This window comes from Flavobacterium melibiosi (assembly GCF_048158545.1).
In the GTDB taxonomy this organism is placed as follows: Bacteria; Bacteroidota; Bacteroidia; order Flavobacteriales; family Flavobacteriaceae; genus Flavobacterium; species Flavobacterium melibiosi.
On sequence record NZ_JBLNKU010000001.1, the window covers coordinates 266,377 to 280,276 of the forward strand.

Here is a 13,900-nt window from a genome sequence, read left to right on the forward strand (position 1 = left end):
ACAATAAATTTTATCTTTGTGCAAATTGATTAAAAAGATGAAGAATTTTATTGAAGAAGTAACTTGGAGAGGAATGCTCCACGATGTTATGCCTGGCACAGAAGAACATTTGATGGAACAAATGCGTGTGGCGTATGTGGGAATTGACCCAACTGCCGATTCATTGCATATAGGACATTTAGTAGGAGTGATGTTATTGAAACATTTTCAACTATCGGGACATAAACCATTAGCGTTAGTGGGTGGTGCAACAGGAATGATTGGTGATCCGTCAGGAAAATCGAATGAAAGAAATTTATTGGACGAAGCGACATTGCGACACAATCAAGAAGCTATAAAAGGACAATTGGCTCGTTTTCTTGATTTTACTTCTGATGCGGCTAATGCGGCTGAATTAGTGAATAATTACGACTGGATGAAGAACTTTTCATTTCTTGATTTCATTCGGGATATTGGAAAGCACATTACGGTAAATTATATGATGTCCAAAGATTCAGTGAAGAAACGTTTGTCTTCTGAAGCTGCCGAAGGAATGTCATTTACGGAGTTTACGTACCAATTGGTTCAAGGATATGACTTTTTACATTTGTACAAAAATAAAAATTGTACACTACAAATGGGTGGAAGTGACCAGTGGGGAAACATTACCACAGGAACCGAATTAGTGCGCAGAATAGCCAGCGGAAAGGCGTATGCATTGACTTGTCCGTTGATTACAAAAGCGGATGGAACAAAATTCGGAAAATCAGAAGGTGGGAATATTTGGTTGGATGCAGCCAGAACTTCTCCATATAAATTTTACCAATATTGGTTGAACACATCCGATGCAGATGCGGAAAAATATATTAAGATTTTTACTTTTTTATCGAAAGAGGAAATTGAGATTTTCACCGAAAAACATAGAGAAGCACCACATTTACGTTTGTTGCAAAAACGTTTAGCAGAAGAAATTACGGTGATGGTACATTCAGCAGAAGATTTAGAAAATGCGATAAAAGCATCGAATATTTTGTTCGGGAATTCTACTTCAGATGATTTGAAACAATTAGACGAAGCGACTTTCTTGGATGTTTTTGATGGTGTTCCTCAAGCGGAAATCACCAGAAACGAGATTGAAGCCGGAATTGATATTGTTGCTGTTTTGAACGAAAAAACAGGTTTTATGAAATCGAATGGTGAAGCAAGACGCGCTTTGACAGCTAATTCTATTTCGGTAAATAAAGAAAAAGTTGCCGAAGATTTTGTGCTTTCGACCAAAGATTTAATCAATAATCAATTTGTATTGTTGCAAAGTGGAAAGAAAAATTATTTTGTGGTGAGAATTGTTTAACCGTTTATTTGTTTAACCGATTAAACAAATTACCAATAAACTTTAAATTACCATTAGGTTACAACCTCGAATATCAGAATTATCAAAACGTCCCAATACCTCGAAAGAGTTGTTGGGATTTTTTTTGCCCAAATCCTGTGTGGCAATAAACGAACAGGAATTAATGTTGGCCAAATCAATCACGTTGATTCCTCCTGTTTTTCCGTCTTGAATGTAGGTCAAAGCATCTTCAGTGTCACGAATTAGGATTTGCATCCAGGAAGGGCATTCAAACACGCCATTTCCTAAAGAATAGGCTTGCGAAAGTAATTCGGTCATTCCATATTCAGAATGAATAGCCGAAACGCCAAATCCTTTACACAATTGTTCGTGTAATTCTTCTCGAATCATTTCTTTTCGTTTGCCTTTCATTCCGCCCGTTTCCATGATAATAGTATTTTGCAGTTGAAAAGGATGTTTTTCAATCAAATCTAATAAAGCATAAGTAACTCCTATCAAAATGACATTTTGTCCAGCTTGATCTAAGGCAGTGAGTTTGGCTATAAGTTCGTCATGATTGTGCAGATAAAAACCGCTTTCCGGATGCTTGGAAAGTGTAATCAAATCTTCGACCATATAAATCAATGAAGAACCTTCTCTTTCAAGATAAGAAGGAAGTAAAGCCAAAATAAGATAATCTTCAATGTTTCCATAAAATTGAGAAAATCCTTTGCGATAACTTTCTTCATATATGGAAGCATCAGTGACTAAATGGGTACTGGTAATCATTCCCGTTGTTCCGCTGCTGGTAAACGTTTCTTCAATTGCGTCTGTATTAGAAACTATCTGATGACTCTTGAAAAACTGAATTGGTAGAAAAGGAATCTGCTGTAATGATTTTACTTTATGAGGATCTGTTTTCAAAAAATCACAAAATTCTTGATAGACTAAGTTGTTTTCGTATTGGAAACGGAACACTTTTAAGGCTATTTTTTCAAATAGCTTTTGGCTCGAAATGGAAAATATATCAGTAGTTGGAATCAAGAATTGTTTTTTACAAAAGTAGGTAAAAAAAATGTTAGCACTTAGAAACAGAAACTCTTTGAAAGTGTTTTTCTTGAATTTGATAAATGGCGGAGGTATTTTATAATAAAAAAAGCTCCAATAAAATTGGAGCTTTAAATTTTTGTGTGGAGTTATTATCGTACAATTAATTTTCTTGTTGCCGATGCTTCATTTTCATTGATTTTTATGATATAAACACCTGAAGTAAGATTTGAGACATTTAGTTCTCTTGAACTAATCATTGTTTGGAGTACTTTTTTTCCTAAAACATCAAAGATAATTATCTCTTTATCTAAGTCATTTTTTGAAGAAATGTAGACCTTACCATTGCTTACGGGGTTTGGGTACAAACTTAGACCCTCTATCGAAGCAGTTTCTTGTGTTCTTGGCTGTTGCTTGTTTTCTTGAGCGGTGAGGCTCATGGAAAAGAAAAAAACCAATAAGATAATAATATAAAAGTAGTTTTTTGCCATGATTTCGATTTGTTATTGTAAATATATAAAAAATATTTCAAATACTGTACCACAAAAAAAAACATCCTGAAAATCAGGATGTTTGATATAAAATATTTTAGTGTTTGTTATAGATTTCCTAATAAATTAACACCGTCAACTATAGCCCAAGCTCCAGGAGTCAATGCAGCTCCAGTTGCAGTTGTACCAGTTGTAAAATTTGCAGTTGGGAAAGCTACCGTAAAAGTAGTTGCACCAGCACCCCATAAAGTAGTGTTGTCAGCAATTTTTACATTTAGCATTTTTATTTTACCAGTAAGAACTTGATTTGTATTTGTAGCTGCATCTTGTATTCTAACTGAAGTAGCATTAGCAGTTGTGTAACCTGAAATTACTACATTGCTATATTCTCCGTTTCCTTCTTTTTTGAATTGGATTGCATCTATTTCAAGTGGGTTACCAGCTTCCGTTACCGTTCCGGCAGCCCTTCTTAAAGTGATGTTAGATACTTTTGGAAAAAATGCATTGTTCACACTTTTTGCTTCGATTTCCATTCCAAAATTTCCAGCTCCAGTTTGATAAGCGTACCAGTTAGTATTGGCTTGACCTTGCCATCCATCTTGCCAGTCAAAAGAATCATCTGTGTTTCCATAAGAAATAAGGTTTTTAGCACTTACAGTTCCTCCATAAAATTCAAAACCATCATCAGCTCCTTTGTAAGCCACAAGGTTTTCTAATACTGTTCCAGAACCTACTGAGTAGAATGAAAACCCATTCATTTCAGAATTTCCATCAAGGATTTTTTTACCTGCATACTCCACACGAACATATTTCAAAGAACCACCGTTGTGAGTCGCATTTGTACCACCATAAACAATGTTAGTACCATCTTCTGAAGTAGCAGTTGTTATAGGAGTTCCAGTAGTAGTATTTTTTCCAGATACGATAGGAGCATCTCCAAACATGATTATTCCACCCCAAGAACCTGCAGTTTTTGATTTTTCAGTAAATACAACTGGTTCTGCTGCTGTACCTGAAATATTTAATTTCCCTCCGTTTTCTACCAATAAAGCATCTGCACCATCAGTCACATCCGCAGTGACTACTGAACCAGCTTCAAAAGTTAATGTAGCACCACTTTTTACTCTAACTGTACCGCTAATTGTATAAACGCCTTTTGCATAAGTTTTAGCCGCTGTAATATCACCTGTAATATCGCCTGTTGCTATTGGCGGAGTAGTTGTTACTTCGTCGTCACTTGATGTACAACTTGTAAAAACTAAGCTTAATAAGGCAAGGCTGAATACTAATTTTTTCATTTTTAATGATTTTAAAATTATAATTTTTTTGTTATTTATTATATTCAAAAGTACACTGTATCTTCTTTAATTTAGTTACGTAATTGTTATTAAAGTATTATATAACAATGAATTTCATGTAAACTTTATGTTACTTGTTTAAAATAAAAAAAGAGCCATATCAGCTCTTTTCTTATCATTTTTAAAATGTGTATCCTATATTAAAGGAGAACCCGACACCCTTTTTGTATTCTCTTACAATTAAAGAATCTTCTGAAATATTCAGCGTGCTTTTGCTACCCAGTTCTTTTTTATAACTTGGATTTAATATATTATCTACACCAAATTTAAGTTCAATATTTTTTGAAATGGAATTAGACCAAACAAAATCTAATTTGCTAAAAGATTTTTCATAAATGTGATCAATTCCAGATGAACCTACCGCGAAAATTCGATCTCCATAAACGTTATAAACTAATGTCATGGAGTTTTTCCAATCTTTGTTTAGTATGAAATCATATTTCAAATCTGAATTTATTAACCAGCTTGAAGCACCTTGTAATTTACGATTTGTACTGTTTTCTAATTCGTTTCCTTGTTTAGTAGGATCCACTTTTACATCAGTGCTCATTAATGACGTATTGAAACCTAGAGAAAAGTTAGAAAGTGATTCGCTAATTCTGCTCAATTGAAGTAGCATCTCGATTTCTGCTCCAAAAATAACTGCTTGTTCTGAGTTTCTAAAGGTTGTGATTTGTCCACCACTATTTGCAGTTGGTTTGAATACTCTTTCGATAGGATTGTTAATCATTTTTCCAAATAATCCTACAGCAAATAATTCTTTGTTGTTTGGGAACAATTCATATTTGAAATCTACATTGTAGTTTTCACTGTCTTTTAAATTTGGATTTCCACTTTCTGAAGTTCCATCTGCGTTGATGTAATTTATTGGTAATAATTCCATAGCAACAGGACGAGTTATTGTTTTTGCTAATGAAAGTCTCAAATTGCTATAGTCGTTTAAAATACGTTTAGCATTTATAGACGGTAAGATATCAAGTTTATCGTCAGATTTTTTGCGGTAAGCACTTCCAAAAGGATCTCCTTGTTCTCTGTATTTTATTTCACGAATAGAACTCTCTGCTCTAATTCCTGCATTCAAATCCCAATTTTCTCCAAGATTCAAGAATAAATTGAAATATCCGGCATTTACAAACTGATTTAATTTTACTTTGTAATCTCCATTTGATTCTTCTTGTACATAAACAATTCCGTTATTGACATCGTTATTGATGTTTTCGCTTATAGTGTTTAAGTTAGCAGTATAGTTTTTCTCAATATTTTTTCTTCCGGAAAAGAAACGGTAGCTGGATTGCATATCATTAAGAAAACTGTTGTATCCTATTGATAATTTATTTGATTCTTCTTTGTTTCCAAATTTCAAATTATATTCTAAAAATGAAGAATAATAAAAGTTTCCTTTTACGTCAAGATACTGACGATTCAAATTATTACCACCATAGGACATGTTTATTTCATCGTCATTTACTTTAATACCTGTGATGAATTTTCTGTCTGGTTGTTGAAAAGATGTTTTTACGTAAGAACCTCCGGCTTTAACTGTATGTTTTCCATCTTCAGTCAATTTATAGTCGCCAAATAATTGGGTGTTCCAATAGTTTGATTCTTCATATTGGTTTAATCTGATAAGATTATTAGTTTGATTTGCTAAGCTATTAGTATATCCTAATTGATCTTGAATTTTACTTTCAGTCGCTTTAATTAAAAAAGTATTTAAGTTTACATTCAATCGGTTTGTTTTATATTTCAAGCCTGCTAATCCAGAAAAGGTGGTTTGATAACTGTATTGTGTAGTGTAAAGATTGTTGTCGTAATTTCCTTGTCCAAGATTAAAAGTTCTGTCAACACCTTCTCTAAAAGAGTATTTGTTATCAAAATTGAAAGACATGATGTAGCTGATGTTTCTTTCATTCTCCAAATTAAATTTTTGAGCATGTAAAAATCCAATACTAGAATTCAGAGGGCTTTTTGTCTCGTCAACATCCCAAGAATTTTTACCGTATGCATTTTCATATTCTGATGGAGAAAGTTTTTTTCCGCCTGGAACAGATCCAAAAACGCTTGAAAGTTCTCTATCCTTGCCTATAAGTCCTAAAGTTCCGTTTGTGGAATTAGCATCATTTGACAGTAAAAATTTCTCCAGATTATTGTTTGTAGTGTATCCAAAACCAATATTTAATTTGGTAATATTTTTTGGCTGAGGTGTTTCAATATTAACCGTTGCTCCAGCGAAATCTCCTGAAATATTAGGGTTGAAAGTTTTGTAAATATTCAAAACTCCTACTACATCCGTTGGGAATAAATCCAAAGGAATGATTTTTTTGAAAGGGCTGTTTGATGGGGATTGTAAATCATTTATCAATAGATTATTGTATCGGTCCTCTAATCCTCTAATGAATAATCCTCTGCCGTCAACTTTAGTGATCCCAGTTATTTTTGTCAAACCTTCTTCAACGTCGCTAACTCCTTTACGAGCCATTTCTTGGGCGCCAATACTTTGTTTGATAACCACGGCTTGTTTTTGATCTAGCAATAAGGCTGTTTCTTTTTCTCTACTTGCCGTATTTTTTATAACAACATCTTCCAGTTTGTAACTTCCTGAACCAATTGCTTGATTTAGATTTACAGTTTCATTTGCGATTATGGTTACAGGAATTTCTACTGATTCATAACCTACAAAACTGAATTGGACAGTATAATTTCCAGGCGCAATAGCAATGGCGTATTTGCCATCAATGTCAGTATTGGTTCCTATAGTGGTTCCTTTTATAAGTACGTTTGCAAATGGCAATGATTGGTTGCTAGCATCTTTATCAGTTAGGATTCCTGAAACCGTACCTTTATTCTGTGAAAAAGAAATAGCTGTTATTAATAACGCTATAAACAATATTCTAAATTTCATTTTTTTTGTGTTTAATTTTTATGCAAAGTAATGCTTGATTTGTAAAGTAAAAGTTACTTGATTATTACCATTTGGTTTCGTAAGCATTAATAAATCGTTAACATATTAAATTACGGTAAATGTGATTTTTAAACAATTCTTTTATTGCTATATTTACAATCGGAATTGAAAATCACTGAATATTATCAGGTGTTAATTCAATCAGATTAATATAATTTTTCTATTTATGAAAAAAAGAAACACAAAGATTTTACTAGTAGATGACGAACCGGATATTTTAGAAATTGTAGGGTATAACCTTACTCAGGAGGGATATCAGATATTTACAGCCGCAAACGGAAAAGAAGCAATAGCAAAAGCGAAAAAGGAATTGCCTGACCTTATTATCATGGATGTAATGATGCCGGAGATGGATGGTATGGAAGCTTGTGAAAATATTAGAAAAATCCCAGAATTGAATAATGTGATCATTACTTTCTTGACAGCAAGAAGTGAAGATTATTCACAAGTGGCCGGTTTTGATGCTGGCGCAGATGATTATATTACAAAACCAATTAAACCAAAATTATTGGTTAGTAAAGTGAAAGCATTATTGCGTCGCTTGAAAGAGCAAGAACAAAATAGTGAAACACTTAATGTAGGAGGAATTGAGATCAATCGAGAAGAGTATAAAATAAGAAAAGACGATGTTGAAATAGCTTTGCCTCGAAAAGAGTTTGAATTATTTTACTTGTTAGCTTCAAAACCAGGAAAGGTATTCAAACGTGATGAGATTCTGGATAAGGTTTGGGGAAATGAAGTGGTAGTTGGCGGAAGAACCATAGATGTTCATATTAGGAAATTACGTGAAAAAATTGGAGAAGATTTTTTCAAAACGATTAAAGGAGTAGGTTATAAATTTGAAGTGTAATTAGATATGCTTTTTTATAAGAATAACAAATTGCTTTAAAAGTGAGGCATAAATGTGATGAAAATAAATTTTAAGAAAACCTATAAATTTGCCATAAAATCTGCTTTGTTCATTAGCCTTTTTGCTACTGGATTTGTCGTATTAATGGTGTTGTTATTCTTTGGGTTCAAAGTCAATAATTTACTGTTGTTTGCAATCGTTTCTCTTGTCATCATTTATTTGTTCTCTTTTGTGGTTTTACAATATCGCGTCGAACGTTTTATTTACAGACGTGTCAAAAAAATATACGATGATGTCTCCTTACTGGAAAGCAGTTCGTTTATAAATCAGCCCATTACTACTGATATGGAAACGCTGACCCGAGAAGTTAAGAAATTCGCCACAGATAAAAAATTGGAAATAGAAATGTTGCAGGTACGAGAAGAATATCGAAGAGAATTTCTCGGTAATGTTTCCCACGAACTTAAAACACCTTTGTTTACAGTTCAAGGTTATTTATCTACACTTATAGATGGCGCGATGGATGATAAAGCAGTTCGGAAAAAGTATTTAAAACGTGCCGAGAAAGGAGTGGAACGATTAATCTACATTGTCGAAGATTTAGATATGATCACAAAATTAGAATCTGGAGATTTGAATCTGGAGATTTCTGATTTTGACATTGTGGAACTAATACAAAACGTTTTCGATTTATTGGAAATGAAAGCGGATAAAAAGAAAATAACATTGGCTTTTGAAAATGATCGGATACAGCCTATTCTGGTGCATGGAGACAAAGACAAGATACAACAAGTTGTTGAGAACTTAATTGTAAACTCCATTAAATACGGTAAAGAAGGCGGACTTACAGAAGTTGCTATCGTCAATTTGACAAAGAAAAAGGTTTTAGTCCGAATAACAGACAATGGTGAAGGAATAGAAAAACAAAATATTCCAAGGCTTTTTGAACGTTTTTATAGAGTGAATAAAAGTGGTTCCCGTTCAGAAGGAGGATCAGGTTTAGGATTGGCAATTGTAAAACATATTATAGAAGCACATAAAGAAAAAATATATGTGGAGAGCGAGTTTGGTATTGGATCTGAATTTTCCTTTACAATTGAGAAGGCCAGATTTAAAAAACCAGAATTGGAACAAAAAATAAAATAAATTACTTAATATCAATAACTTAAATAAATAATAAGTTTAAAAATTTTAAAAAAAATCCTATAAAACTGGATTCGAAACCTTTACGAAACGATAACTTATCGTCAACATAACATTGTGTTAACATTAGCTTAACATTACTCCATGACCTTTGCAAAAAAATTAATCATATAATAAAGATGAAAAAAATTTTATTTGCAGGTTTGGTTGTTCTATCATGTATGGCTAATGCACAGGAGGTGAAGAAAGACGAAATCGCAAAAGAAGTGGTTCGTGTTTTGGACTCTATAAATAAAGTAAAAGTAGCAGAAGAAAAAACGAAGGTTAAGAAAGAACATTGGTATGATAATATAGGTATCAGAGGTTACGTGCAGGTAAGATATAATGGGCTGCTTTCTTCTAACGATAAAGTTTCATGCGATCAATGTGACAAATCTTGGGGTACAACTTCAACAGCAATCGATGCAAAATCGAATAATGGTCTTTTTATAAGACGAGCCCGTATCGTATTTTCAGGACAAATTCACCCTAATGTATATTTTTATATTCAACCTGACTTTGCAAGTTCTCCGACATCTGGTGTGAATAATTTTGCTCAAATCAGAGATGCATATTTTGATTTATCATTTGATGCCAAGAAAGAATTTCGTTTGAGAATTGGACAAAGTAAAGTGCCTTTTGGATTTGAAAATTTACAATCCAGTCAAAACCGTTTAACATTAGATCGTAATGATGCCATGAATAGTGCTGTGGCAAACGAAAGAGATTTAGGAGTGTTTTTTTACTGGGCTCCAAGTAAAATCAGAGATCGTTTTGCAATGCTGGTAAAAGATGGATACAAAGGTTCTGGAGATTATGGAGTATTTGCGTTTGGTGCTTATAATGGACAAACGGCCAACAAGTCTGAAGCAAATAGAAACTTACATGTAGTAACAAGAATAAGTTATCCTTTTGAGGTTGGAGGTCAAATTATAGAGCCAGGTTTACAGGCCTATACTGGAAAATGGGCATTTACTAATGAACTTTCCACAGGAGTGACTACGGCAGATAAACTATATACATTAGATCAAAGGCTTGCAGCTTCTTTTATACTTTACCCTAAACCATTTGGAGTTCAAGCGGAATATAATATAGGAAAAGGACCTCGCTATGATAAACTGACTAATACGGTAGAATCTTCTGATTTAGAAGGAGGTTATGTGACTTTAAATTACAAATGGGATTTACCGAAGCATCAATATATTTATCCTTTTGCCAAATTCCAATATTATGATGGTGGAAAGAAATTTGAGAAAGATGCCAGAAGTTATGTGGTGAGAGATTACGAATTAGGAATAGAATGGCAGCCTATTAAAGCATTTGAATTAGTGGCAGAATGGGTAATTGCTGATAGAACGTTTGAAGATAGCGCGCTTCCAAATAATAGACAACGAGGAAATTTATTGAGATTACAAGCGCAGTTCAACTTTTAATTTTAAATAAAAACTGTTACTGGAGGTTTTTTTATTGTAAAATTATTGTAAAAATTACCCAAATAATAAAGATTGAATAATACTGGCTTAACATAGATTTAATGTAAGAGCTTTATTTTTGTCGAAAATTTAAATAAACTTTAAAATGAATAAAACTAAATTAAAAATAGCAGCAATTTTATTAGTCGTAATGGCTATGGGGTATTCATTTACTTCTTTGAGTAAAATAACAATTAAAGGTTCAGACACGATGGTGATTTTGTCACAGCAATGGGCTGAAGCATATATGAAAAAACACCCGGAAACAACTATTCAGGTGACTGGTGGCGGATCAGGAGTTGGTCTTGCAGCATTAATTAATGGTTCTACTGATATAGCAAATTCAAGCCGTCCTATAAAGCCGTCTGAATTAGAAAAAATAAAAACGAAATACAAAAAAAGTGGTGTTGAAATTGCTTGTGCAAAAGATGGTTTGTCTGTTTTCTTGAACAAAGGAAATACAGTTTCTGAATTGACAATCCAACAGTTAGGTGCTATTTTCTCTGGAAAAATAACCAACTGGAAGCAAGTCGGTGGAGCTGATGCGAAAATTCAATTGTACGGTAGAGAAAGTAGTTCAGGTACTTTTGAATTCTTTAAAGAGCATGTCGTGAAAGGGGATTTTTCTCCAACGTGTCAAACGTTGCCAGGAACAGCTGCTATTGTAAATGCAGTGAAAAAAGATAAATATAGTATTGGTTATGGTGGGGCGGCTTATGCTGAAGGTGTGAAAGATTGTAAAGTGAAGAAAGACGCTAAAAGTAAAGGTGTTTTACCAACTGCAGCGACTATAAAAAATAAAACATATCCTATTTCAAGATACTTGTATATGTATTTGAAATCTAAGCCAACAGGTGAGACTAAAGCTTTTATTGACTGGGTTTTGGGACCAGAAGGACAAAAAATGATTACAGAAGTAGGTTATTTTCCTGTAAAATAAAAAAGCATAAAAATATCCCTCTCTTTAATTATGGAGGGATATTTTTTTTAAAAAATTTATGAATTCTTAAATTAATTAAATGAATTCTCCACTTCCAAGTAAACAAACTTTCACCAAAGAGAGTTTAAAAAAACAATTCAGGTTTTCAGAGTTCCTAGCTGAGAAAGTCATTTCTTTAGTAGCTTTCTTGTCGATAGCTATTATCTTTTTGATATTTATTTTTGTTTTCAAAGAATCACTGCCATTATTTAGTTTTGGTAAAAAAGACAAAGTGAAGACCGAAATACAAACAACTTCAGATGTAAAAGTAGAAAGCTATGGCGGAGCGGAAACTACAACCAAAGAAATTCAGCCAGAGACATACGGAGCACCTGCAGAAGAGTTAGAGCCTGAAACCTATGGAGCGCCTACTGAAGATTTAAATCCGGTAACAGAGGAAACACAAAGTTCAGAATCAGAAAATCTAGAGCCGGAAACCTACGGTACAGTAACCGAAGATTTGAATTCAGAAACAGCAACGGATCAGAAAGTTGTTGTTGACGAAAAAGTTACAGAAAATAAAGAAGGAGCAGATAGAACTTGGAGTACTTTTTTTTCTACAGAATGGGTTCCAGTTTCGGATAATCCACGTTTTGGTTTGATAGCATTACTTATTGGAACTTTAAAAGTTACTATAATTGCCATGTTGATTGCAGGTCCTTTGGCAATATTAGCAGCGGTTTACACTTCTTGTTTTGCTTCAAACAGAAGAAAGGAAATCATAAAACCTATTATCGAAATGTTAGCGGCATTTCCATCAGTGGTAATTGGATTTTTTGCCATGATGGTTTTAGCTACTTTTTTTCAGGATATTTTTGGGTATGATTCTCGATTGAATGCTTTTATTGGAGGTGTTGCTATGGCATTAGCAGCTATTCCAATTATTTATACCATTTCAGAAGATGCCTTGTCAGCAGTCCCTAAAACATTTACTGAGGCCAGTTTAGCGCTGGGAGCAAGTAAGGCACAAACTGCATTTTTTGTAATTCTTCCCGCCGCAACTCCAGGTATTTTTGCTGCTATATTGTTAGGTATAGGTAGAGTTTTTGGCGAAACAATGATTGCATTAATGGCAACAGGGAATGCAGCACTTTTGTCAGCAAATCCTTTTGAAAGTGTGCGAACTTTTGCAGCAACGATTGGGTCAGAAATGGCGGAGACTGTTTTTGGGGAAACCCATTACAGCGTGTTGTTTTTTATTGGGTCTTTGCTTTTCATTTTCTCGTTTATATTAAATGCAGTGGCAGAATTTTATGTCAAAGGAAAATTAATTAAAAAATTCCAAGGTAAATAAACATGGAAAAAGCAATCAGTGTATCAGAAAACCCGTTTTGTAAAACTAAAAAAAAGAGTGAAAATATAAAAGAAAATGCAATTGTTGGATTAACACAAATTGCTGTTCTTTTGATTATTGCTATTTTGTTTATAATTCTAGGAATTATTATATACCAAGGACGTGAAAAATTTTCATGGGAATTTATAAGTTCTTTTCCAACCGACGGAATGACCAAAGGAGGTATTTTCCCTGCTTTGATAGGAACTTTTATATTAGTTATCGTCATGTCAATAGCGGCAGTTCCTTTTGGGACTATTACAGCCATTTATTTAACGGAATATGCCAAGGAAAATTCAAAATTTGCTGCAGCAGTACGATTTTCAATTAGAACATTGGCAGTAGTGCCTTCTATTATTTTTGGTCTTTTCGGACTTGGATTTTTTATCCAATTTGTTGGAACAGGAATGGATTCTGCTTTCAATGATGGTGAATTGCATTGGGGACAACCTAATATTCTTTGGGCAAGTTTGACTATGGCATTGCTTACACTTCCAGTGATTATCGTTTCTGTGGAAGAGGCGTTAAAAACGATCCCCCGAGAACTAAGGGAGGCCAGTTTGGCTTTGGGAGCCACAAAATGGCAAACCATTAAAAAAGTAGTTTTTCCAGGTTCTATTTCTGGAATTATGACAGGAACCATTCTTGCTGTGAGTAGAGGTGCTGGAGAGGTAGCGCCTATTTTATTTACCGGAGCAGCCTATTATCTAGCCACTTTGCCGGAGTCTTTGAGTGATCAATTCATGAATCTGGGATACCATGTTTATATTATGTCTACACAATCTTCGGATGTAGAGAAAACAATGCCTATTCAGTTCGCAACCACATTAGTACTGTTAATTCTTACTTTGTCATTAAATCTGGTGGCAGTAATTATCAGATCAAGAATTAGGAGAAGAGCAAAATAATTTCAAAGA

At 33.7% G+C, this 13,900-nt stretch carries 11 protein-coding genes; 7 read left to right on the forward strand and 4 right to left on the reverse strand.

The window, feature by feature from the left end; genetic code table 11:
• Positions 1–37 precede the first annotated feature (37 nt).
• Positions 38–1,330 (forward strand): tyrosine--tRNA ligase, encoded by a 1,293-nt coding sequence (gene tyrS / locus ACM55F_RS01095; RefSeq protein ID WP_416851838.1) that lies wholly within the window; start codon positions 38–40, stop codon positions 1,328–1,330.
• A 42-nt stretch (positions 1,331–1,372) separates the two neighbouring features.
• Here the strand turns inward: tyrS and ACM55F_RS01100 are convergent, their stop codons facing one another.
• The 4 genes from ACM55F_RS01100 to ACM55F_RS01115 form a co-directional block, all read right to left on the reverse strand.
• Positions 1,373–2,353 carry a LuxE/PaaK family acyltransferase gene (locus ACM55F_RS01100; RefSeq protein WP_416851839.1) on the reverse strand — a complete coding sequence of 327 codons (981 nt, stop codon included), beginning with the start codon at positions 2,351–2,353 and terminating at the stop codon, positions 1,373–1,375.
• Between the two features lie 155 nt (positions 2,354–2,508).
• Positions 2,509–2,847, reverse strand: coding sequence for a T9SS type A sorting domain-containing protein (locus ACM55F_RS01105; RefSeq protein WP_416851840.1), 339 nt, complete (start codon positions 2,845–2,847; stop codon positions 2,509–2,511).
• 107 nt (positions 2,848–2,954) lie between these two features.
• Positions 2,955–4,145, reverse strand: coding sequence for a hypothetical protein (locus ACM55F_RS01110; protein WP_416851841.1), 1,191 nt, complete (start codon positions 4,143–4,145; stop codon positions 2,955–2,957).
• 181 nt (positions 4,146–4,326) lie between these two features.
• Complete coding sequence (locus tag ACM55F_RS01115; protein ID WP_416851842.1) at positions 4,327–7,107, reverse strand: TonB-dependent receptor; 2,781 nt, start codon at positions 7,105–7,107, stop codon at positions 4,327–4,329.
• Positions 7,108–7,333: 226 nt separating this feature from the next.
• Between ACM55F_RS01115 and ACM55F_RS01120 the strand changes: the two genes are divergently transcribed.
• From ACM55F_RS01120 to pstA, 6 genes are all read left to right on the forward strand, one after another.
• Complete coding sequence (locus ACM55F_RS01120) at positions 7,334–8,017, forward strand: response regulator transcription factor (RefSeq protein WP_416851843.1); 684 nt, start codon at positions 7,334–7,336, stop codon at positions 8,015–8,017.
• Positions 8,018–8,074: 57 nt separating this feature from the next.
• The gene (locus tag ACM55F_RS01125; RefSeq protein WP_416851844.1) at positions 8,075–9,163 is read left to right on the forward strand and encodes a sensor histidine kinase; all 1,089 of its coding nucleotides are present in this window, start codon (positions 8,075–8,077) and stop codon (positions 9,161–9,163) included.
• Between the two features lie 176 nt (positions 9,164–9,339).
• Positions 9,340–10,632: a porin gene (locus tag ACM55F_RS01130; RefSeq protein ID WP_416851845.1), complete on the forward strand. Its 1,293-nt coding sequence runs from the start codon at positions 9,340–9,342 to the stop codon at positions 10,630–10,632.
• Between the two features lie 145 nt (positions 10,633–10,777).
• Positions 10,778–11,611 (forward strand): phosphate ABC transporter substrate-binding protein, encoded by an 834-nt coding sequence (locus ACM55F_RS01135; protein WP_416851846.1) that lies wholly within the window; start codon positions 10,778–10,780, stop codon positions 11,609–11,611.
• Between the two features lie 79 nt (positions 11,612–11,690).
• On the forward strand, positions 11,691–12,944 hold the full coding sequence (pstC, locus tag ACM55F_RS01140) for a phosphate ABC transporter permease subunit PstC (RefSeq protein ID WP_416851847.1): 1,254 nt from the start codon (positions 11,691–11,693) through the stop codon (positions 12,942–12,944).
• Positions 12,945–12,946: 2 nt separating this feature from the next.
• Positions 12,947–13,891: a phosphate ABC transporter permease PstA gene (gene pstA, locus ACM55F_RS01145; protein ID WP_416851848.1), complete on the forward strand. Its 945-nt coding sequence runs from the start codon at positions 12,947–12,949 to the stop codon at positions 13,889–13,891.
• Positions 13,892–13,900: the final 9 nt, after the last annotated feature.